The sequence below is a fragment of the Laedolimicola ammoniilytica genome (genome assembly GCF_025567165.1).
Lineage (GTDB): Bacteria > Bacillota > Clostridia > Lachnospirales > Lachnospiraceae > Laedolimicola > Laedolimicola ammoniilytica.
The window spans coordinates 27,753-50,087 of sequence record NZ_JAOQKC010000001.1; the positions used below are offsets into that span (position 1 = coordinate 27,753).

General features: G+C 48.0%; 23 protein-coding genes. 18 read left to right on the top strand and 5 right to left on the bottom strand.

Annotated features, from left to right (window positions below):
- Positions 1-33 precede the first annotated feature (33 nt).
- The 5 genes from gyrB to dnaA form a co-directional block, all read right to left on the bottom strand.
- Positions 34-1,950, bottom strand: coding sequence for a DNA topoisomerase (ATP-hydrolyzing) subunit B (gene gyrB / locus OCV63_RS00135; RefSeq protein ID WP_158361278.1), 1,917 nt, complete (start codon positions 1,948-1,950; stop codon positions 34-36).
- Positions 1,951-1,967: 17 nt separating this feature from the next.
- Positions 1,968-3,053: a DNA replication/repair protein RecF gene (recF, locus tag OCV63_RS00140; RefSeq protein ID WP_158361280.1), complete on the bottom strand. Its 1,086-nt coding sequence runs from the start codon at positions 3,051-3,053 to the stop codon at positions 1,968-1,970.
- On the bottom strand, positions 3,050-3,262 hold the full coding sequence (locus OCV63_RS00145; RefSeq protein ID WP_158361282.1) for an RNA-binding S4 domain-containing protein: 213 nt from the start codon (positions 3,260-3,262) through the stop codon (positions 3,050-3,052). Before OCV63_RS00145 ends, recF begins: the two co-directional genes overlap by 4 nt.
- 10 nt (positions 3,263-3,272) lie before the next feature.
- Positions 3,273-4,385 (bottom strand): DNA polymerase III subunit beta, encoded by a 1,113-nt coding sequence (gene dnaN / locus OCV63_RS00150; RefSeq protein WP_158361284.1) that lies wholly within the window; start codon positions 4,383-4,385, stop codon positions 3,273-3,275.
- A 273-nt stretch (positions 4,386-4,658) separates the two neighbouring features.
- Complete coding sequence (gene dnaA, locus OCV63_RS00155; protein WP_262670563.1) at positions 4,659-6,029, bottom strand: chromosomal replication initiator protein DnaA; 1,371 nt, start codon at positions 6,027-6,029, stop codon at positions 4,659-4,661.
- Between the two features lie 278 nt (positions 6,030-6,307).
- Here dnaA and rpmH point away from each other — a divergent pair, with 278 nt between their 5' ends.
- The 18 genes from rpmH (at position 6,308) to OCV63_RS00245 (ending at position 22,331) form a co-directional block, all read left to right on the top strand.
- On the top strand, positions 6,308-6,442 hold the full coding sequence (rpmH, locus tag OCV63_RS00160; protein ID WP_158361287.1) for a 50S ribosomal protein L34: 135 nt from the start codon (positions 6,308-6,310) through the stop codon (positions 6,440-6,442).
- 57 nt (positions 6,443-6,499) lie between these two features.
- Positions 6,500-6,847: a ribonuclease P protein component gene (gene rnpA, locus OCV63_RS00165; RefSeq protein ID WP_158361289.1), complete on the top strand. Its 348-nt coding sequence runs from the start codon at positions 6,500-6,502 to the stop codon at positions 6,845-6,847.
- Positions 6,844-7,053 (top strand): membrane protein insertion efficiency factor YidD, encoded by a 210-nt coding sequence (gene yidD / locus OCV63_RS00170; RefSeq protein ID WP_158361291.1) that lies wholly within the window; start codon positions 6,844-6,846, stop codon positions 7,051-7,053. Before rnpA ends, yidD begins: the two co-directional genes overlap by 4 nt.
- A gap of 18 nt (positions 7,054-7,071) precedes the next feature.
- The gene (locus tag OCV63_RS00175; RefSeq protein WP_158361293.1) at positions 7,072-8,331 is read left to right on the top strand and encodes a YidC/Oxa1 family membrane protein insertase; all 1,260 of its coding nucleotides are present in this window, start codon (positions 7,072-7,074) and stop codon (positions 8,329-8,331) included.
- A gap of 18 nt (positions 8,332-8,349) precedes the next feature.
- Entirely contained in the window at positions 8,350-9,315 is a 966-nt protein-coding gene (gene jag / locus OCV63_RS00180) for an RNA-binding cell elongation regulator Jag/EloR (RefSeq protein ID WP_158361295.1), read from the top strand.
- A gap of 36 nt (positions 9,316-9,351) precedes the next feature.
- Positions 9,352-10,731 (top strand): tRNA uridine-5-carboxymethylaminomethyl(34) synthesis GTPase MnmE, encoded by a 1,380-nt coding sequence (gene mnmE, locus OCV63_RS00185; RefSeq protein WP_158361297.1) that lies wholly within the window; start codon positions 9,352-9,354, stop codon positions 10,729-10,731.
- A gap of 69 nt (positions 10,732-10,800) precedes the next feature.
- Positions 10,801-12,678, top strand: a complete 1,878-nt coding sequence (gene mnmG, locus OCV63_RS00190) for a tRNA uridine-5-carboxymethylaminomethyl(34) synthesis enzyme MnmG (RefSeq protein WP_158361553.1) — start codon at positions 10,801-10,803, stop codon at positions 12,676-12,678.
- Between the two features lie 120 nt (positions 12,679-12,798).
- Positions 12,799-13,518 carry a 16S rRNA (guanine(527)-N(7))-methyltransferase RsmG gene (gene rsmG, locus OCV63_RS00195; RefSeq protein WP_158361299.1) on the top strand — a complete coding sequence of 240 codons (720 nt, stop codon included), beginning with the start codon at positions 12,799-12,801 and terminating at the stop codon, positions 13,516-13,518.
- A 60-nt stretch (positions 13,519-13,578) separates the two neighbouring features.
- On the top strand, positions 13,579-13,791 hold the full coding sequence (locus OCV63_RS00200) for a hypothetical protein (protein WP_158361301.1): 213 nt from the start codon (positions 13,579-13,581) through the stop codon (positions 13,789-13,791).
- A 453-nt stretch (positions 13,792-14,244) separates the two neighbouring features.
- A complete protein-coding gene (locus tag OCV63_RS00205; RefSeq protein WP_158361302.1) occupies positions 14,245-14,709 on the top strand; it encodes a nucleoside deaminase in 465 nt (154 codons plus the stop codon).
- Positions 14,710-14,816: 107 nt separating this feature from the next.
- Entirely contained in the window at positions 14,817-15,872 is a 1,056-nt protein-coding gene (locus OCV63_RS00210; protein ID WP_158361304.1) for a DMT family transporter, read from the top strand.
- A 15-nt stretch (positions 15,873-15,887) separates the two neighbouring features.
- On the top strand, positions 15,888-16,715 hold the full coding sequence (locus tag OCV63_RS00215) for a 4Fe-4S binding protein (RefSeq protein WP_158361306.1): 828 nt from the start codon (positions 15,888-15,890) through the stop codon (positions 16,713-16,715).
- 152 nt (positions 16,716-16,867) lie between these two features.
- Complete coding sequence (locus OCV63_RS00220) at positions 16,868-17,635, top strand: ParA family protein (RefSeq protein WP_158361308.1); 768 nt, start codon at positions 16,868-16,870, stop codon at positions 17,633-17,635.
- A gap of 21 nt (positions 17,636-17,656) precedes the next feature.
- Entirely contained in the window at positions 17,657-18,562 is a 906-nt protein-coding gene (locus OCV63_RS00225) for a ParB/RepB/Spo0J family partition protein (RefSeq protein WP_158361310.1), read from the top strand.
- 15 nt (positions 18,563-18,577) lie between these two features.
- On the top strand, positions 18,578-19,090 hold the full coding sequence (locus OCV63_RS00230; protein ID WP_158361312.1) for a DUF4446 family protein: 513 nt from the start codon (positions 18,578-18,580) through the stop codon (positions 19,088-19,090).
- Between the two features lie 77 nt (positions 19,091-19,167).
- The gene (gene serS, locus OCV63_RS00235; protein WP_158361314.1) at positions 19,168-20,445 is read left to right on the top strand and encodes a serine--tRNA ligase; all 1,278 of its coding nucleotides are present in this window, start codon (positions 19,168-19,170) and stop codon (positions 20,443-20,445) included.
- 91 nt (positions 20,446-20,536) lie between these two features.
- Positions 20,537-21,415 (top strand): DUF3881 family protein, encoded by an 879-nt coding sequence (locus tag OCV63_RS00240; RefSeq protein ID WP_158361316.1) that lies wholly within the window; start codon positions 20,537-20,539, stop codon positions 21,413-21,415.
- An 88-nt stretch (positions 21,416-21,503) separates the two neighbouring features.
- Complete coding sequence (locus tag OCV63_RS00245) at positions 21,504-22,331, top strand: TrmH family RNA methyltransferase (protein WP_158361318.1); 828 nt, start codon at positions 21,504-21,506, stop codon at positions 22,329-22,331.
- Positions 22,332-22,335 lie beyond the last annotated feature (4 nt).

Below are 22,335 nucleotides of genomic sequence, written 5' to 3' on the forward strand. Positions count from 1 at the left end.
TTACGGACATTCAGCCGCGCCATGGCTGAACTGTTAAATGTCTAAGTTTTTCACGAATTTCGCGTTTGTCTCGATAAATTCACGCCGGGGTTCTACTTTATCGCCCATCAGTGTATTGAAGGTCAGATCGATCTCGGCGGAATCCGCATCTTCCATGGTTACGCGACGTAAAATTCGCTTCTCCGGATCCATGGTAGTCTCCCAGAGCTGTTCGGCGTCCATCTCGCCAAGACCCTTATAACGCTGGATCTTATTGTTCTGATCGCGGCCTACCTCGTTCAGAATGTCTGCCAGCTGCTCGTCGCTGTAGGCGTACCATACTTTTTTATTGCGCTCCAGCTTGAACAGAGGCGGCTGTGCCAGATAGACATAGCCTTCTTTGATCAGGTCCGGCATAAATCGGTAAATAAATGTAAGAAGGAGTGTACTGATATGCGCGCCGTCCACGTCGGCATCGGTCATCAGAATGATCTTATGATACCGAAGCTTGCTGATATCAAAGTCCTCATGGATACCGGTACCAAAGGCGGTAATCATAGCCTTAATCTCCGCATTAGCATATATTTTATCCAGGCGGGCTTTCTCCACGTTCAGGATTTTGCCTCGCAGGGGCAGGATAGCCTGGGTCGCACGGGACCGGGCTGTCTTTGCGGAACCGCCTGCGGAATCTCCCTCTACGATATAGATCTCACAATTCTCCGGATTCTTATCGGAACAGTCTGCCAGCTTTCCGGGCAGGGCCATACCGTCCAGAGCGGTCTTTCTTCTGGTCAGATCGCGGGCTTTTCTGGCAGCCTCGCGGGCACGCTGGGCCAGAATAGATTTCTCCAGAATCACCTTGGCTACCATGGGGTTCTGCTCCAGGAAGATCATCAGCTGCTCAGAAACCACGTTATCTACCGCGCCTCTGGCCTCACTGTTGCCCAGCTTCTGCTTGGTCTGGCCCTCAAACTGTGGCTCACCGATCTTGATGCTGATGATGGCGGTCAGACCCTCGCGGATATCGTCGCCGTTCAAACTGGGCTCGCTGTCCTTCAGGAGCTTATTTTTCCGCGCGTAATCATTAAACGTCTTGGTCAGCGCGTTTTTGAAACCGGTCAGGTGAGTACCACCCTCCGGGGTATTGATGTTATTGACGAAGCTGTAGCAGTTCTCTGTGTAGGAGTCATTGTGCTGCAGCGCCACTTCTACGACCACGTCGTTGACCGTACCTTCGCAGTAAATGATCTGCTCGTAAAGAGCCGTCTTGGATCGGTTCAGGTAACTTACGAACTCCTTGATACCGCCCTCATAACAGAATTCCTTTTTGTACTGAGGCTCCTGACGATCGTCCCTGAGAATGATCTTCAATCCCCTGGTCAGGAACGCCATTTCCCGCAGACGCACCTTCAGGATATCATAATCGTAGACGGTCTCCTCAAAGATCTCCTTATCCGGCAGAAAAGTGACCTGAGTACCGGTCTTTTCCAGAGCGCACTCGCCGATCACCTTCAGCGGCTCTACTGCATGGCCTCTCTGATACCGCTGGTAATAGATTTTTCCCTCGCTGTAGATACGAACCTCCAGCCACTCGGAAAGCGCATTGACTACGGATGCGCCCACGCCGTGCAGGCCACCGGATACCTTATAGCCTCCGCCGCCGAACTTTCCGCCTGCATGCAGCACGGTAAAGACCACTTCTACCGCCGGAATGCCGGCCTTATGATTGATTCCCACCGGGATACCACGACCGTCGTCGATGACGGTGATGGAATTATCCTTGTGAATCGTCACATCAATATTTTTACAGAAGCCTGCCAGGGCCTCGTCCACTGAATTATCTACGATCTCGTAAACCAGATGATGAAGTCCGCGGGAGGAAGTGCTTCCGATGTACATACCAGGTCTCTTCCGGACTGCTTCAAGTCCTTCCAAAATCTGGATTTGATCTGCTCCGTATTCTGCGCTCATGTTCCATCCTCCTATAACTAATTTTCGCTGTATACAGCGCCCTCGATCACCCGGAAAACCTTGTTGATCGAAAACCTGTGATTTACAAATTCATCCAGACCCGTACAGGTGATCATGGTCTGAATATCATGAATGCTGTTTAATAAATAGTTTTGCCGATTGTGATCGAGTTCAGACAACACATCGTCAAGAAGTAAGACAGGCGTATCGTGAATCACCTGTTTGACCAGCTCGATCTCAGATAATTTCAGGGATAAGGCCGCAGTCCGCTGCTGTCCCTGGGATCCGAATTTCCGGATATCGACGCCGCCGATGGCGAATAGTAGATCATCCCGATGGGGACCCACATTCGAGGTCTTCATGCGGATATCCCGCTCCCGGCTCCGGGTAATAGCGTCGAAAAGCTCCTCCGCTCCCACATTTTTCTCGTAGGACAGGGTCAGCTCCTCCTTGCCACCGGAGAGCTTTTCGTGGATTCCACGAATAATCTCCCCCAGGGATTCGATGAAAGTCTCCCGGCTCTCAATGATCTTTTTCCCATATTCTGCCATCTGTATATCCCAGATATCCAGCGTGTCCCGCAGTTCCGGTCGGAAGCTCAAGTCCTTTAAGAGCTTATTGCGCTGTGCCACGATACGGTTATAGCCTGTCAGGTGGTGGAGATACACCTTATCCAGTTGACATAACTCCATATCCAGGAACCGACGCCGTTCGCCCGGACCCTGCTTGATGATACTTAAGTCCTCCGGAGAGAAAAAGACAAAATTCGCGATGCCGAAGAGCTCGCTGGCCTTCCGGATCGGCACACCGTTGATGGCGATGCCCTTGGTCTTATTCTTCTTCAGATGAATATCGATCTGATATTCGATCTCTCCCTTCTTTACAAAGGTTCGAAGATGCCCTTCCTCTTCCCCGAAATAAATCATATCCCGATCCCGGCTGCCCTTGTGGGACTTGGTGGTGCCGCTTAAATACACGGCCTCCAGAATATTGGTCTTTCCCTGGGCGTTATCGCCGTAGAAAATGTTGGTGTTGGCATCAAACTGAAGATTAAGCTCCCGGTAATTCCGGAAATTCTTCAGTTCCATGGATTCGATGATCATACGATTTTATAGTCCTGTCCCTGATAGGTAAATACGTCGCCTTTGTGGAGCTTACGGCCTCTGCGCTCCTCCACCTGGCCGTTTACCTTTACCTTGCCGTCCACGATCTCATACTTGATATCCGATCCCAGGGAAAGGATGCCGGCCAGCTTCATGGCCTGGCCCAGGCGGATAAATTCGTCGCGGATGGCTACTTCGATATATTCCATAATGTCTCCTTTATACAGAAGCGCTGCTGAAGTTGACCGGAAGGATCAGATAGATATAAGTCCCCTTCTCATCCCGGATAAAGCAGGGCGCTTTCGGATTAACCAGATATAAGGTCACCATTTCATCGTCGATGACACGCAGGGCATCGATCAAAAACTTCGGATTGAAACCGATCAGAATGTCCTTGCCTTCTTTTTCGATGACGATTTCCTCATTCATGGAGCCCACGCCGGATGTCAGCTTCAGGCGCATCTCGCCGTCGCTGATCTGGACGATGATGGGCTTCTTGTCGCTCTCGCGAATCAGCAGGGTTGCGCGGTCGATACAGTTCAGAAGCTCCTTCTTATTGACCTTTACTTTTGTTTCATAATCGCTGGAAAGCATCTGCTCGATGCGGAAATATTCGCCCTCGATAAGACGGGATACCACCGTGGTCTCATCGAATTCGAATACGATGTGGTTCTTGGTAAAGAACAGATTCACCAAAGCGTCCAGCTCGCCGGAGAGGATTTTGCTGACCTCGATCAGCGTCTTTCCGGGTACGATCACCTTTCTCGGCTCGTACTCCTCTTTCAGCTCCAGATTGCGGATAGACACGCGATGGCCATCCAGGGAAACCACCTTTAAGTGATTGCCATTGATCTCGAAGAGTTCACCGGTCATCATTTTATTGCTCTCATTATCGGAAATAGAGAAAATAGTCTGCTTGATCACTTCGCGGAGGCTGAACTGGGATACCACCACCGGCTCCGCTTTTTCAATATAAGGAAGATAGGAGAAATCATCGCCGGATTTTCCAGCAATATGGAACCGTGCCTTTTCGCAGCTGATGAGCATCTGGAAATTGGCATCGGTCTCAATGGTCACGTCATTATCCGGTAGCTTTCTTACGATCTCGGAGAAAATCTTTGCGTCAATGGCAATGATGCCTTTCTCCTGGATATCTCCTTCGATCACGGTCTCAATGCCAAGTTCCATATCGTTGGCTGTCATTTTAATCTGTCCTGCAGAAGCATCGATCAGAATACATTCCAGAATGGACATGGTGGTCTTGGAAGGAACTGCTTTCAAAACGATATTAACACCTTTTAAAAGGTCTGATTTTTTGCAGACGAACTTCATAATGTGTATAACTCCTTTCGTTCGTTCCCCGGAGGGGGATATAGATAAATATATAAAATAATCCGTCGTATCCGTAGTAGGGACTGTGAATATGTTGATAAGTGGTCTGAGGCCCCTGAAATCAAGGCTTCAGGCAAAGGATAACTATGTGAAAAAGTACTGTATAACTGCCCTCAGACCAGAGGGGTTATACACATGGCCTGATTCGCGGAAAAGTTTTCCCCACAGGATCAACATACTTGTCCACAGTGAAATGTGAATAAGTCGGCTCCCTTAGTTTGGGTTAATTTTCTTTCGGATGGTTCCGATGGTACGGATGGTGGAATCGTTGTTCTGCAGCTCTTTTTCGATCTTTTCCACGCCGTGCATGACGGTGGTGTGATCGCGGCCGCCCATGATGTCACCGATTTTCTTCAAGGTGGTGCCGTTCTCCTTGCAGAGATACATGGCCACCTGGCGGGGGTAGGCGATATTGGCGGTGCGCTTGTTGCTGTAGATATCGGCAGGCGTAATATGGAAATGTTCCGCCACGATCTCGATGATTAGCTCCGGGGTCACCTTCCGGCTTTCGCCCGGGGAAATGATATCCTTGATGGCTTCCTCCGCGAGAAGCATATCGATGGGCCGTTTTTCCAGGGTGGACAGGGCGATCAGACGGTTGAAAGCGCCTTCCAGCTCACGGATGTTGGACTTGATATTCGTGGCGATATAGGTAATGATATCGTCGTCGATGTGGTAGCCCTCCAGTTCCTCTTTTTTCCGCAGAATGGCCATTCTGGTTTCAAAATCCGGGGAAGATACGTCGGCGATCAGACCGCATTCAAAACGGGTCCGAAGACGTTCCTCCAGAGTCTCAATGTCCTTGGGCGGCCGGTCACTGGAGATGATGATCTGCTTGTTGGCCGTGTGAAGGGCGTTGAAGGTATGGAAAAATTCCTCCTGGGTACTTTCCTTACCGATGATGAACTGCACGTCGTCGATGAGCAGCACGTCGATGTTCCGGTATTTCTCACGGAAACGGGTCATACCGGAGGGATCGCCCATTCGCAGGGTCTCGATCAGCTCGTTGGTGAAGTACTCACTGGTGACGTAGAGCACCTTCATATTCGGATTTTCCTTTAAAATATGGTTGGCAATGGCGTGCATCAGATGGGTCTTGCCCAGTCCTACGCCTCCATGCAGGAAAAGAGGATTGTACACTTTACCGGGCGTCTCGGCTACGGCCAGGGACGCGGCGTGGGCAAACTTGTTGTTGCTGCCGACCACGAAGGTATCGAAGGTAAACTTCGGGTTGATGTTGGACTTTTCAAAATCCGGGCTGTTTACCGGGCGATCGGCGGAACCGGCAGAAGAAGCGGGAGTTTCCGCACTTTTCTGCTCCATGGCCTCTTTTTCGGTAATGAATTCCACGTCGTATTTCTCGCCGGTAAACTCGGCGATGGCCACGAAGATAGGCGTCTTAAACTTGGAATTCAGATAGGTAATCATCTGTTCGCCCATGGGGACGATGATTTTCACCACATGGTTGTCGGTGCTGTGGACCGTCAGGGGGAGCAGCCAGGTCTCAAAAGAAATATCCGAAAGCTCATGCTCCTTCCGGACGTGTTCGAGAATTTCGCTCCATTTTTCTTTTATCAGATTCATCATTTATCTCCTCAGTGCCCTTTTTCACGAATTTTACGCAAAAAGAGCAATTTATCCTATAATCAATAATATACCAAATCCGGACGGCGATCAAGCAGAAAAATCAGGTTATCCACTTATTATCCACATTTTATCCACATCTTGTGGATAACTTTCGGAGAGGCACAAGATATATAAAATCCGGGAAGAAAATGAAATTTAGCGCCAAATTGCTTGACTTTATGGGCTTTTATGAATATAATTGAAATGATATTTTGTAGATAGGAGGTGTAGGCACCATGAAAATGACATTTCAACCGAAGAAAAGATCCAGAGCAAAGGTTCACGGATTTAGAGCTAGAATGAGCACTCCTGGCGGAAGAAAGGTATTAGCTGCCAGAAGATTAAAGGGAAGAAAGAAATTATCCGCGTAGGCCGCATATATGTGGCCTTTTTTTCTCTTTTAAGTTTTTCAGACTTTTGGAGAGTGTATGAAGTATCCGCATTCAGAATCTTTGAAAAAGAACCGGGATTTTCAGCTTTTATATAAGGAAGGAAAGTCCCGTGCCAACCGTTATCTGGTACTTTATGTGAAGGAGAACGGTCTGGAGAAGAATCGTCTCGGTGTTTCTGTCAGCAAAAAGGTTGGCAACAGCATTGTGCGGCACAGAATCACCAGATTGATTCGGGAAAGTTACAGACTGCATGAAGACATGTTCAATAGTGGTTTGGACATGGTAGTCATCGCAAGGGTCAGCGCGAAGGATCGGAGCATGAGAGAGATCGAAAGCGCGCTGCTTCACTTGGGAAAGCTTCAGGGAGTTTTAAAAGAAGAATGAAAATTGTATTGATCAGATTGATTCAATTTTATCAGAAATATCTATCGCCGATGAAACGTACAAAGTGTCCTTATTATCCCAGCTGCTCTCAGTATGGTCTGGAGGCTATTCAGAAATACGGAGCTGTCAAAGGAAGCATTCTGGCCGCCTGGAGAATTTTAAGATGCAACCCGTTTTCCAGTGGTGGATATGATCCCGTACCATAGCTAAGGAGGATTCATTCATTGACAGGTTTATTTTTGACCCGGAATGCGACGCCGATTCTGAGCCAGTTCGCGGCGATTCTGGGATGGTTGATTGAGCGTATTTTTGATTTACTGTATTCTATGGGAACGCCCAGCGTAGGTCTGGCGATTATTTTATTTACCATCGTGGTATATACTCTGATGATTCCGCTGACTTACAAGCAGCAGAAGTTCGCCAGAATGTCTGTCCGGATGAATCCGGAGATTCAGGCCATTCAGAAGAAGTATCAGGGCAAGCAGGATCAGGTATCCATGGTAAAGATGCAGGACGAGATGAAGGCTGTCTATGCGAAATACGGCACATCCCAGACGGGAAGCTGTCTGCCGCTGCTGATTCAGTTTCCGGTTCTGCTGGCTGTATACCGGGTGGTATACGCAATTCCGGCTTATGTAGATAAGGTAAGAGCCGCTTACTATCCGCTGGTTACTGAGCTGATGGCCAGCAAGGGCGCTCAGGACGTGATCATGGGCCTGAAGAGCGCGGCGCAGTTCAAGAAGCAGGGCTTTACGGAGAATACCATCATCGACGTACTGAACAAGGCATCCACCGCAGAGTGGGACAGCATAGCAGCCGCATTTCCGGATTTAAGCTCCGTTATGGAGACCGCGCGTCAGACTCTGAATGGATTTAATAATTTCTTTGGACTGAACATCGCCAACTCTCCCTGGTACAGCGCAAAGCAGTATCTGGGTGAGCATAATTATCTGTTTCTGCTCGTGGCTATCGCGATTCCGGTACTGGCAGGTCTGACCCAGTGGGTGAGCGTTCGTCTGATGCCCCAGGCAGCCAATGGGGGCGGCGACGATTCCAACAACGAGATGATGCAGTCCATGAAGATGATGAACAACTTCATGCCGCTGATGTCTGTATATTTCTGTGCAGTACTTCCCGTAGGTGTGGGCCTGTACTGGGTGATGAGCGGTGTGGTTCGTATGGTCCAGCAGCTCGTGATCAACAAGTATCTGTCCAAGATGGATATTGATGAAGAAATCAAGAAAAACATTGAGAAATATAACCGCAAGCGCGAAAAGGACGGCCTGCCGCCCGAGAAGCTGAACAATGTGGCAAGATCCAGCGCAAAATCCGTAAATAAGAAGCCGGAGCTGAGTGCCGCAGAGCGCGCGAAGCAGATCCAGGATTCTACCGAGTTCTATAAGAATACCGAGGCAAAGCCGGGAAGCCTGGCAGCCAAGGCGAGAATGGTAGAAAAGTTTGACGAGAAGAACAAGAAGAAGTAAAAGACGGGGGTGTCTGATATGGAAAGTATTGAGGTTTCCGCAAAAACAATCGAGGATGCGGTTCTGGAAGCTGCAATTCAGCTGGGAACCACCAGAGACAAGGTTGCTTATGAGGTTATTACACAGCCCACATCCGGTTTTCTGGGAATCGGCGGAAGAAAGGCTGTCATCCGTGCGCATCAGAAATCCGATGAGGAGATAGAGGCGAAGGAGAAGGCCGATAAGGAGATGGAAAAGCTCCTGAATCGTGTCAATGAGAAGAAAGAAGCTCCGAAACCGTCTGAACCGGTGAAGAAGACAGAGGCTCCCAAGAAGCAGGAGAAGCCCGTAGAGGCAAAGAAACAGGCTGCTCCGAAGAGCGAAGCGCCGAAGGCCGCTTTAGCATCTGCAGTAAAAGAAGCGCCGAAGGCCGCGGTTCCTGCATCGGCTCCGAAGTCGGACAAGCCGGCTGTTCCGGTAGATACCGCGCCGGTGGAGAAGTTCCTGAAGGATGTATTTGGCGCGATGGGTATGGAAGTGACCGTGAATATCACTCAGAATCCGCAGGACAGAGAGATGAATATTACACTGGACGGTGCAGATATGGGCGTTCTGATCGGCAAGAGAGGCCAGACACTGGATTCTCTGCAGTATCTTTCCAGCCTGGTGGTCAATAAGAACACTGAGGATTACATCCGCGTAAAGGTGGATACAGAGAATTATCGGGAGCGCAGAAAGGCGACCCTAGAGAATCTGGCAAAGAATATCGCCCAGAAGGTGAAGAGAACCAGAAAGCCGGTATCTTTGGAACCAATGAACCCGTATGAGAGAAGAGTGATTCATTCCGCTCTTCAGAATGATAAGTATGTATGCACCCACAGCGAAGGCGAGGATCCTTACCGCCGGGTGGTCGTTACCTTAAAGGAAGGCGTAAAGCTGGACAATTACGGTAACCGGAACAGAGGACGTTATAATCGAAATTATAATAAGAAAAAGGAACGCTAAGGCGTTCCTTTTTCTCTAAACGGAGTTAGAAAGACGATGAATCATACAGATACCATTGCAGCCACTGCAACAGCTATGGGCAGCGCCGGGATCGGAATTATCCGTATCAGCGGCCCGGAGGCCTTTGCAGTGCTGGAGAAAGTATTTCGACCGAAAAATGAAAAGAAAGTTATGAGCGAACAACTGGGCTATACGGTGCATTACGGTATGGCTGTGGACGGCGATCAGGTGCTTGACGAGGTGCTGGTCATGCTGATGCGCGGGCCCCACAGCTATACGGCGGAGGATACGGCGGAGATCGACTGTCACGGTGGACGGCTGGTCATGCAGAAGATTCTGGAGGCCGTTCTGAAACATGGCGCCCGTGCCGCAGAGCCGGGAGAATTCACCAAGCGGGCCTTTTTAAATGGGCGGATGGATCTCTCCCAGGCCGAGGCTGTGATGGATCTGATTCAGTCGAAAAATGAGATGGCTCTGAAATCCTCTCTGGCGCAGTTAAAAGGTACGGTGCGACAGGAGATCGAAAAACTGAGGGCACAGATTCTGTATGAGATGGCATTTGTGGAGGCGGCTATGGATGATCCGGAGCATATCAGTCTGGACGGATACAGCGACGAGCTGCTTACGAAGGTGCGCAAAATTGCCGCAGAGGTGGAAAAGCTGCTGAAAAGCTCCGAGAGCGGGCGAATGCTGAAAGAGGGTATTAAGACTGTTATCCTGGGCAAGCCCAATGCGGGAAAATCCTCCCTTTTAAATGTACTCTTAGGAGAGGAGCGGGCGATTGTAACGGAGATCGCCGGAACCACCCGGGATGTGCTGGAAGAACAGTTACAGCTTGGCGAGGTATCCTTACAGCTGCTGGATACGGCTGGAATCCGTTCCACTGAGGATGTGGTGGAGCAGATCGGCGTGGAGCGGGCCAGAAAACAGGCAGAGGACGCGGATTTGATCCTCTACGTGGCGGACAGCTCCCGGGCGTTGGATGAGAGCGACGGGGAGATTCTGAAGCTGTTGGAAGATAAAAAGGCGCTGGTGCTTCTGAATAAATCGGATCTGGAGCCGGTGATTACGCCGGAAACGATGCGGGAGAAGACAGGACATCCGGTTCTGGTTATTTCCGCAAAGGAGGGCGAGGGAATCCAGGAGTTGGAAGAGAAGATACGAAGTCTGTTCTTCCAAGGTGAGGTGGATTTCAACGACGAGGTGCTGATCACGAACCTGCGGCAGAAGCAGGCGCTTGCGGATGCGGCGAATAGTCTGGCGATGGTTATAGAGAGCATCGAAAATGGAATGCCGGAGGATTTCTTTACGATTGATTTGAAGGATGCGTATACATCTCTCGGGTTTATCATCGGGGAAGAGATCGGAGATGATCTGGCAAATGAAATATTTGGAAAATTCTGTATGGGAAAATAGAATGCGAATGATGGAAACAGAAAGTGTTGAAACAGGCGCATTTATGATAGATAAGATCGGGTGATGAGTATGAAGAATGTATATCGGGAGACCTGTCAGGTTGTCGTCGTGGGCGCGGGCCACGCGGGCTGCGAGGCAGCTCTGGCCTGTGCGAGAATGGGTCTGGAGACTATTATTTTTACTGTGAGCGTGGACAGCATCGCATTGATGCCCTGCAATCCGAACATCGGAGGCAGCTCCAAGGGCCACCTGGTGAGGGAAATCGACGCACTGGGCGGAGAGATGGGGAAAAATATCGATAAAACCTTTATTCAGTCGAAAATGCTGAATGTGTCCAAGGGACCGGCGGTCCATTCCCTGCGGGCCCAGGCAGATAAGGCGGAATACAGCCGCAGTATGCGCCGGGTGCTGGAGAATACGGAGCATCTGGCTATCGTGCAGGCGGAGGTAGCTGAGATTCTGGCTGATGATGGTGTGATCAAAGGGATCAAAACTACTTCAGGAGCCATCTATGAATCTCAGGCTGTGGTACTCTGTACCGGAACCTATCTGCGGGCACGCTGTATCTATGGCGATATCAGCAATTATACGGGACCAAATGGTCTGCAGGCGGCGACCCATCTGACGGAATCGCTGAAAAATCTGGGCATTGAGATGTATCGGTTCAAGACCGGAACGCCGGCCCGGGTGGATAAGCGTTCCATTGATTTCAGTAAGATGCAGGAGCAGTTTGGGGACGAGCGGATCGTGCCGTTTTCTTTTACGACAGATCCGGATGAGATTCAGAAGCACCAGATATCCTGCTGGCTGACCTATACCAACGAAGAAACTCACAAAATTATCCGGGAAAATCTGGATCGTTCTCCTCTGTATTCGGGAATGATTGAAGGAACTGGTCCCCGGTATTGTCCGTCTATCGAGGACAAGGTGGTTCGATTCGCTGATAAGAACCGGCATCAGGTATTTCTGGAGCCGGAGGGCCTGTATACAAACGAAATGTATGTGGGTGGCATGTCCAGTTCCCTGCCGGAGGATGTGCAGCATGCCATGTATTCCTCTGTGGCCGGACTGGAGCATGTGCGGATCGTGCGGAATGCGTATGCTATCGAGTATGACTGCATTGACGCAAGACAGCTTTATCCGACCCTGGAATTTAAGAAGCTTTCGGGACTTTTCAGTGGCGGACAGTTTAACGGAAGCTCCGGATACGAGGAAGCTGCGGCTCAGGGACTGATTGCGGGAATCAACGCGGGACGTAAATTACTGGGAAAAGAACCTTTAATTCTGGATCGATCCCAGGCTTATATCGGAGTTCTCATTGACGATCTGGTTACAAAGGAAAACCGGGAACCCTATCGTATGATGACATCCCGGGCAGAATATCGTCTGCTTCTCCGTCAGGATAACGCGGATCTGCGGCTGACAAAGATTGGACATGAGATGGGGCTGATTTCAGAAGAGCGTTATCAGAACCTGCTGGAAAAGGAACGGGAGATCGCAGAAGAAATCGCGCGGGTGGAGAAGGTATTCGTGGGAACTTCGGAGCAGGTACAGGAGCTTCTGAATGAGTACGGCAGTACGCCTCTGAATTCCGGCATCTCTCTGGCAGAGCTGATCAAGCGCCCGGAGCTCAGCTACGATATTGTGGCGCCTCTGGATCCGAAGAGGCCGAAACTGATGCGTGGTGTGGCTGAGCAGGTGAATATCCATATGAAATACGACGGATATATCCAGCGTCAGATGCGACAGGTTGAACAATTCCAAAAACTGGAAAATAAAAAATTGCCGGAGAGTTTGGATTATAACGAAGTTCCAAGCCTGCGGACAGAGGCGAGACAGAAGCTGACGGCAGTGAGACCCCTGTCTATCGGACAGGCTTCGCGAATCTCGGGCGTGTCGCCAGCGGATATATCGGTGCTGTTGGTGTGGCTGGAGCATAAAAAGTAAATAGAATGGATACTGGTATAAAAATGTAAAAATATGGATGACGCTTTTTCAGACTTTTAAAGGATAGGTAAGTAAGAAAAAGCATCTGAAATAGAAAAGCATAATATAAGGAAATAGAACATGGATAAGAGAGCGTATATTCGGGACGAATTCTCCAAAATTCAAATAGAACTGAGCGAAAAGCAGGCAGAGCAGTTTGAGCAGTATTATGAGATGCTGATCGCAAAAAACGAAGTGATGAACTTGACTGCCATTACAGAATTTGAAGAAGTGGTGCAGAAGCATTTCATTGACAGTGTGATGATAAAGGAAGTGCGGGAACCGGGCGACAACGAAAAATGGATCGATGTGGGAACTGGCGCAGGCTTTCCGGGAATCCCTTTGAAAATCGTGTACCCACAGCTTCAGGTGACACTATTGGATTCCCTGAACAAGAGAGTGAAATTTTTACAGGAAGTTGTAGACGCACTTGGACTGGAGCAGGTAGAAGCTCTGCATGGAAGAGCGGAAGAATACGCAAAAAAAGCAGAGTACCGGGAGCAGTACGATTGCTGCGTTTCCCGGGCGGTGGCAAATTTGGCGTCGCTTTCGGAATACTGCCTGCCTTTTGTGAAGGTGGGTGGAGCATTCGTACCCTATAAATCCGGAAAGATACAGGAAGAGATTGAAGCTGCCGGGAAGGCTGTGGAGATCCTGGGTGGACGGATTGGACAGCGGAAGGAATTCATGCTTCCGGGTTCAGATATGTATCGCTGTCTACTGTATATTGAAAAAATGAAGGCGACGGCAAAGAAATATCCGAGAAAGGCAGGAATGCCAACCAAGGAGCCGCTGCATTAAGAGTGTGAGATGTTTCACGTGAAACGTTAGATGATGCATGTGTATAGAATGGAGTAGTGTATGAAAAAGAAAAACATACAAATAATTTGCAATATCATAAGTGCGTTATTAGCAATAGCATTTGTTATTAAAACAATAATCAATTTTTTTCAATATGATACACTGCTTAATGCTGCACCTTTCTATGTCTGGATACTTGTTAATGCGTTGTTTTTGCTAATTCCTGCAAGTATAGTGTTTGTTGTTGGGATTATTGTAAGCAGAAAGTATTAGACACTTCATTGTAAAAAAAGTTTTGATCTAATGTTCAAAATAACGGACGAAATAAAAATCCTCCTCCCCACCGGGAGTGTGCGATTTTCCGGCTTCTGTTCGCGCGGCTTATGCGTGCCTGATCGCCAAACTCGCCCCTGCGGGTCTTGGACAGTGGCTCTCTCAGGCACTGCCTGGCGCAAGCAGAAGCGATGGAAAATCAACAGGCCTCCCGGTGAGGAGGATTTTTATTTCTGGATTGTGAGGACGAAAGGTGAAAATGACCAATCTTTTGTAGGATAGGGGGATTCGGTTTCAATTTCTATGATGTGCGAAAATGTTTCACGTGAAACGTTAGATGGTGTGGATAGAAAAAGAAAATTCAAATTCCTATTGCAAAGTTGCAGGTAGTTTTTTGAATCTTCCGGTGTTAGAATAGAATTAGGAATGAATGATGAGGAGAGCAAATGAGATATGCAAGATGAAGTTTTTATGAGAAAAGCGATTGAGCTTTCCAGGTTGGCGGTGGAGCATGGCAATGAGCCTTTCGGCGCTGTACTGGTTAAGAACAATGAGATGGTTTTTACCAATGAAAATCAAATTTATACCAGACACGATCCTACGTTTCATGGGGAAGCTGGTCTGATTCGTGAATTCTGCGCTCAGACTGGAATTACGAATTTGCAGGAGTATACCATGTATTCCAGCTGTGAACCTTGCTTTATGTGCAGTGGCACAATGGTGTGGGTAAAGCTGGGACGTCTGGTTTATGCTGCAAGCAATATGGAACTGGAGAAAATCCTTGGAAATGAAGGATGTAATTGTTCTAAAATGGTATTTGACAATTCTTTCTGGCAGCCACAAGTTACGGCAGGTGTACTGCGCGAGGAAAGTCTGGTAATTTTAAAAGCGTATTTTGAAAAGCATGAGAAGGGTTGAAAGACATGAAATTGATCGGTGTGAATTTGTATGCTCTGATTTATTTGCTGCTGGGAATTGTAGCAATGTTTGTTTCAGGGGTTAAGAAAAAAAGCTAAGGTGGTAGTATGAATAAAAAGAGACAGGCAATGGCAGTGGTGCTGGCGTTACTTGCAGCTATTTTCTATGCGATCAATACCCCGTTTTCAAAAATTCTTCTGAATCAGATACCGCCTACGATGATGGCTGCGTTTCTATATCTTGGCGCCGGAATCGGAGTTGGATTTCTGTATTTGTTTCGTGTAAAAGGGGAGGATAAGTCAGAAAGGCTGACCAGAAAAGACTTTCCGTATACCATAGGAATGATTGTGCTGGATATCGCAGCACCTATATTTCTAATGATTGGAATCCGTATCGGATCCGCGTCAAATGCTTCGCTATTGGGAAATTTTGAAATTGTAACAACAACGCTGATTGCGCTGCTGGTATTTAAGGAGAAGGTAACGGCCAGGCTCTGGGCAGCGATTGGCTTTATTACGGTATCCAGCATTGTGCTTTCTTTTGAGGGAAGCGGTAGTTTTCAGTTTTCTCTCGGATCTTTGTTTGTGATTCTGGCGACCAGCTGTTGGGGATTGGAAAATAATTGTACCAGAAAGATTTCAGATAAGAGTACTTATGAAATCGTGTTTTTAAAGGGAATCTTCTCAGGCGGTGGTTCTCTGATGATTTCCTTTATTTTAAGAGAACAGATTCCGGAATGGAAGGATATGATGCTTGCCATGCTGCTTGGATTTGTAGCGTATGGACTGAGTATCTTTATGTATATCAGGGCTCAGAAGGATTTGGGGGCAGCAAAAACAAGCGCATACTATGCGGTGGCACCCTTTATAGGTACATTTTTAGCCTTTCTTATAAATGGAGAAAAGCTTACGGCAGCTTATTTTGTTGGACTCATCTTTATGCTGATCGGCAGCATTATGGTTGTGTATGACACTATGGTAAGATATCATTTCCATGAGCATTCCCATACCATTGTTCATGTTCATAACGGAAGAATCCATACCCATGTTATTACCCATGTGCATGAACATCATCATATCACATCGGGGAAAAAACATGGACATACGCATGGAGATTACAAAAATAGTGAGGAACATCGGTTGGCACATTTATCAGATAAATAGAGAGAAGGATCAAAGATGAAACGTCAAAGATGGTATATTCCGGTTGGATTTTGGCTGATATTTGAAAGCATAGCGGTGATTTTGTGGCTGACAAAGGAACAGGTATTTTACTTGTTTAATTTTTCTTACATAGGTACCGTGCTGGCAGTTGGATTACTGCTCTTTCAAATGAATAATCGATATGCCAGACATATGGTACAACTATTGGTTGGTCTCTATATGCTCGTGTATTTGGGATTGATTTGCGGAGAAAATATGCAGATCGAGGGATTTTGGTATTATCTGTTTACCGGTGTATTTGAAGCGGCAACGATACATTATGCCGTTGCAAAAATATTTGGACCGCTTGTTTTTGGAAGAGGTTGGTGCGGTTATGCTTGTTGGACTGCCATGGTTCTGGATTTTCTTCCCTATAAAATTCCCCAGACCTCCCGTAATAAAAAATGGGAAAAGTTACGTTATGTCACGTTTGGAATATCATTGATTTTTGTAGCTTCTCTATTTTTGCTTCAGGTGGGACATCTGGAGCGCATCATGTTTTGGAGTTTTGTGATCGGAAATATTCTTTATTACGTAATAGGAATTACGCTTGCATTTCTTTTCAAGGATAACCGGGCCTTTTGTAAATATCTCTGTCCGATCACGGTATTTCTGAAGCCTGCAAGTTATTTTTCTCTAGTCCGCGTCAAATGTAATGTGGAAAAATGTATTTCCTGTGGAAAGTGTAAAAGAGTATGTCCGATGGATGTGGATATCACAGACAATTCCAGAAAACGAAAAAACGGCACAGAATGTATTCTTTGTATGGAATGTGTCAAAGCCTGTCCCCGGAAGGCATTATAAGGGAAAATTTGTTTCTGTATAGCAATCTAAAATATCCTGTGTTATAATAAATTTTAACGCGACAAAACGAAAATATAGCTTAAATGTTTCACGTGAAACATCTCTCGAAGGCAAGGCAATCTGCGCCCTACCTTTGATCGAAGGAGAAAAAAATGGGAAGAATCATAGCAGTTGCCAATCAGAAAGGTGGCGTTGGCAAAACTACAACATCGATTAACCTGGCTGCGGCTCTGGCTGAAAAAGGAAAAAAAGTACTTTTGATAGACAGTGATCCCCAGGGAAATGCCACCAGTGGAGTGGGAGTTGACAAAAATCAGGTTGAAACGACCATCTATGACCTGATTCTGGGAGAAAAAGAAATCCAGGACTGTATCGAATATACGGAATTTGAAAATCTTCATTTAATTCCGTCGAATGTGGATCTGGCAGCCGCTGAGATTGAACTGATTGGAATTAATGAAAAAGAATTCATTATTAAGAAGGCGGTAGAAACGATCCGTGATCGATATGATTTTATCATCATTGATTGTCCGCCGTCCCTGAATCTGCTGACGATCAATGCCATGACTACGGCAGATACCGTGCTGGTGCCGATCCAGTGTGAGTATTATGCGCTGGAGGGCTTAAGTCAGCTGATCCACACGATCAATCTGGTAAGAGAGCGTCTGAATCCGTATCTGGATATCGAAGGTATTGTATTTACCATGTTTGACGCCAGAACAAATCTGTCCCTACAGGTGGTGGAAAATGTCCGGGCGAATGTAAAGCAGAAGGTATACAGCACAATCATACCGAGAAATGTGCGCCTAGCCGAAGCGCCCAGTCATGGATATCCGATTACGGTATACGATCCCAAATCCACCGGCGCAGAGAGTTATCGCGCTCTGGCAGAAGAGGTCATCAATCGGCCGGAGGAGTAACATAGATAGAGAGGAGCAAGTATGGCTGCAAGAAGAGGAGGACTCGGAAAGGGTCTGGATAGTCTGATTCCGGAGACGATCAAACCGACGCCCCAGGAAAAGACGAAGGTAGTAGAAAAAGTAGTAGAAAAGATAGTGGAAAAGCCGATCGAAATGAAGGTGAAGCTTTCCAAGATAGGGCCGCGGGAGGATCAGCCAAGAAAGCAGTTTGACGAGGACGCTCTTGCGGAGCTGGCAGAATCCATCAAGCAGGTCGGAATTATACAGCCCTTGGTGGTACAGGAAAAGAATGGATTTTATGAAATTATCGCAGGCGAACGCCGCTGGCGCGCCGCTAAGATAGCGGGACTCAAGGAGGTACCTGTTATCGTAAAAAAATATTCGGATCTGGAGATTATGGAAATTTCTCTGATTGAGAATATTCAGAGAGAAAACCTGAATCCCATTGAAGAAGCGTTGGCATACAAAAGACTGCTGAACGAATTTCATTTAAAGCAGGACGAGCTGGCAGAGCGGGTATCCAAGAGCCGTGCCGCCGTGACGAACTCCATGCGTCTGCTGAAGCTGGACGAGAGAGTACAGCAGATGGTCATTGACGATATGCTGACTACCGGTCATGCCAGAGCTCTTCTGGGAATCGAGGATCCGGAGCTGCAGGTAAATGTGGCTACCCGGGTGTTTGATGAAAAGCTCAGTGTCCGGGAAGTGGAAAAGCTTGTAAGAAAAATTCAAGAGAAAAAACCGGAACAGCCAAAATCAGATCCGGTGGATGATTTCATTTACACAGATCTGGAAGAAAAAATGAAGGCAGCCATGGGAACCAAGGTATCGATCAAACAGAAGGCCAAAGGAAAAGGAAAGATCGAGATCGAATACTACTCCCGCGAGGATCTGGAGAGAATCTTTGAAGCCATTACCAACAACTAAGGAGAGGAAGATATCATGAGCCCAATTTTAGAATATGTATATCAGGTAACCGGAATTGACACAGCCTACATTCTGGCCGGGATGCTGCTCTTGCTTCTGATCCTGCTGATCCTGATAGTGGTAGCATTATGTAAACTAAAGAATCTGCGCCGCAAGCTGGATCGCTATATGCGGGGCAAGGATGCGGAAAGCCTGGAGGATACGATTTTATCCTGTATTGAAAAGGCAGATAAGGTAGATCAGATGAATCAGATTCTGAGGGAAGATATCATCGGCCTTCGGAAAAATCAGAAAATCACCTTTCAGAAAATGGGTATGGTTAAGTATAATGCCTTCCGTGAAATGAGCGGTGACTTAAGTTACGCGCTGGCACTGCTGGATCAGGAGAACAATGGTTTCCTGATCAACTCTGTTTACGGAAATGAAGGCGGCTACTCTTATATTAAAGAAATCAAAAACGGAGAATCTGAGCTCCTACTGTCTGAGGATGAGCAGAAAGCGCTTGAGAAAGCCAAAAGCCAGGCTTGAAAAAAAGCCGGGAGTATTATATGATAAAGTGAATGTAAATGAAATAATCCATAAAAAAGCAGTAAAGGAGAAAAATCATGCTGGATATAAAATTTTTAAGAGAAAACCCGGAAATCGTAAAACAGAACATCCGTAATAAATTCCAGGATCAGAAGCTGGGACTGGTAGACGAGGTTATCGAACTGGACGCGCAGAAGCGGGCAGCTCAGCAGGAAGCAGATAATCTTCGCGCAGAGCGTAACAAGCTTTCCAAGCAGATCGGCGCGCTGATGGGCCAGGGCAAGAAGGAAGAAGCAGAGGAAGTCAAGAAGCAGGTAGCTGCAGAGGCAGACCGTCTGGCAGAGCTTTCCGAGAAGGAAAAAGAGCTGGATGAGAAGATCCTGAAGGACATGATGACTATCCCGAACATTATTGACCCGAGTGTACCGATCGGGAAAGACGACAGCGAGAACGTAGAGGTTCAGCGCTACGGCGAGCCGGTGGTTCCGGATTTTGAGATTCCGTATCATACAGAAATTATGGAGCGTTTCAACGGCATCGACCTGGACAGTGCAAGAAAGGTAGCCGGAAACGGATTCTATTATCTGATGGGCGATATCGCGAGACTGCATTCCGCAGTGCTGGCTTACGCCCGCGACTTTATGATTAACAGAGGCTTTACTTACTGTGTACCGCCCTTCATGATCCGCAGCAACGTAGTAACCGGCGTTATGAGCTTCGCGGAGATGGACGCCATGATGTATAAGATCGAGGGCGAGGATCTGTATCTGATCGGTACCAGCGAGCATTCCATGATCGGTAAATTTATCGACAGCATTCTTCAGAAGGATGAGCTGCCGAAGACCCTGACCAGCTATTCTCCCTGCTTCCGTAAGGAGAAGGGCGCACACGGCCTGGAGGAGAGAGGCGTATATCGTATCCACCAGTTCGAGAAGCAGGAAATGATCGTAGTCTGCGAGCCCGAGGACAGCAAGATGTGGTTTGATCGTCTGTGGCAGAATACCGTAGACCTGTTCCGTTCCATGGACATCCCGGTACGTACTCTGGAGTGCTGCTCCGGCGATTTGGCTGACCTGAAGGTGAAATCTGTGGACGTAGAGGCATGGTCCCCGCGTCAGAAGAAGTACTTCGAGGTAGGAAGCTGCTCCAACCTGGGCGATGCACAGGCACGTCGTCTGAAAATCCGTATCAACGGGGAAAAGGGCAAGTATTTCGCGCATACCTTAAATAATACCGTAGTTGCTCCGCCGCGTATGCTGATCGCGTTCCTGGAGAACAACCTGCAGGCAGACGGAAGCGTTCGTATCCCGGAGGCGCTGCAGCCGTACATGGGCGGTATGAAAGAGATTCGATAAAAACAAACTATCCACATATCCCACGGGTTATCCACAAAAGTGGATAATTCAGTGGAATTGTGGATAACTGATCCCGAAGGAGGTGATTACAGTGCATGAGTATCTGAGAGCAATCGGATTCAGCCGAATTGAAAGTAAAGAAGAATTAAATCAGTTATTGAAAATGGCAGAGGAGAGTTACCAGATAGAGCGGACCTCCGGCGATTACGAAGGGCATGATTTCTCCGAACGGAGAAAGGAATTTGCGCCGGGCATGGGTATTATGCTCCGGGGCGAGTACAATGAACGGGGCGAATACCAGAGCGAGTATTATTTTCCCTATTTCCAGGGACGACAGGAGAAGTTCTACGACAATATCACCATCGAGCGCCATGCGGAAAAGGAATCCTACGCGGGCGTCATCGACGATCTGGCCATGGGCGTCACGATCATTTTCTATGTACAGAATGTGGCGGACTACTTAAGTGAACGGCGGCGGAGTCATTTTTCATCCTGCACTGTCACACTGAAACTCGCAGGACTGTCCACGGAGGGCAAGATCCTCCTGCCGGTGGCCCAGAGCCTGACGCCGGAGGAGAACACCCAGGCAATTCTGCAGCGGACCAAACTGATTAAGGCGGCCCGCGAGGGGGATGAGGAGGCCATCGAGAACCTGACCATCGAGGACATGGATACCTATTCCATGATTTCACGGCGGATCGCCCATGAGGACGTCTTCTCGATTGTGTCCACGTATTTTATGCCTTACGGCGTGGAGTGCGACCATTATAATGTGCTGGGAGAGATTCTCGAGTATCATCTGGTGCAGAACAGCCTGACAAAGGAATGGATCTATGTTCTGACGCTGGAGAGCCACGATCTGGTCTTCGAGGTCTGCATCAACAAGGACGATCTGCTGGGTGAACCGGCAGTGGGCCGCCGTTTCAAGGGCGTGGTCTGGATGCAGGGCGAGGTGATTTACCATAATTAACAGAAAACGAGAGATAGTATAAAAGGAAAACGGACTGAATGGGTAATAAAATTCAGTCCGTTTTTGTGGATAAGAAAAGGAAATGAATATGTCTCATATCATAGAAATCAGCAATTTTGACGCGCCGGAGCTGGATATCTACGCGCGTAACAGCGAAAATCAGTTAGTCAACCGGGCTAACCCGAAGCAAGGAATGTTTATCGCGGAAAGCCCCAGAGTCATCGAACGGGCACTGGATACAGGGTATGAGCCGGTGTCCTGTCTGGTGGAAAAGCGCCAGCTCGAGGGCGAAGCAAAAGAAATCCTTAAGCGGTTGGGCGACATTCCTGTATACACGGCGGAAATGGAGGTTCTGGCGCAGCTTACGGGCTTTAAGCTGACCAGGGGAATGCTCTGTGCCATGTATCGGAAAGCCCTTCCGTCTGTGCGGGAGGTGTGCGGGAACGCCCGGCGTATTGCCATTCTGGAAAATGTGGTAAACCCTACGAATGTGGGCGCTATTTTCCGTTCCGCGGCTGCCCTTCATATGGATGCGGTGCTCCTGACCTTCGATTGCAGCAATCCCCTTTACCGCCGGGCAGTACGGGTCAGTATGGGAACGGTGTTTCAGATTCCATGGACCTTTTTCGACAAAGAGGAGTGGCCGGAAAAAGGAATTGGAATGTTGCGGGAGCTTGGCTTTAAAACCGCAGCCCTAGCTTTGAAGGACGATTCGGTCAGTATCGATGATCCGGATCTGATGAGTGAGGAAAAGCTGGCGCTGATTCTGGGAACCGAGGGGGACGGCCTGGCAGCTTCTACCATTGCGGACTGTGATTATACGGTAAAAATTCCCATGTCCCACGGGGTAGATTCCCTGAATGTGGCGGCGGCCAGCGCGGTGGCGTTCTGGCAGGTGGGACAAAAAAACAGATAAGAAA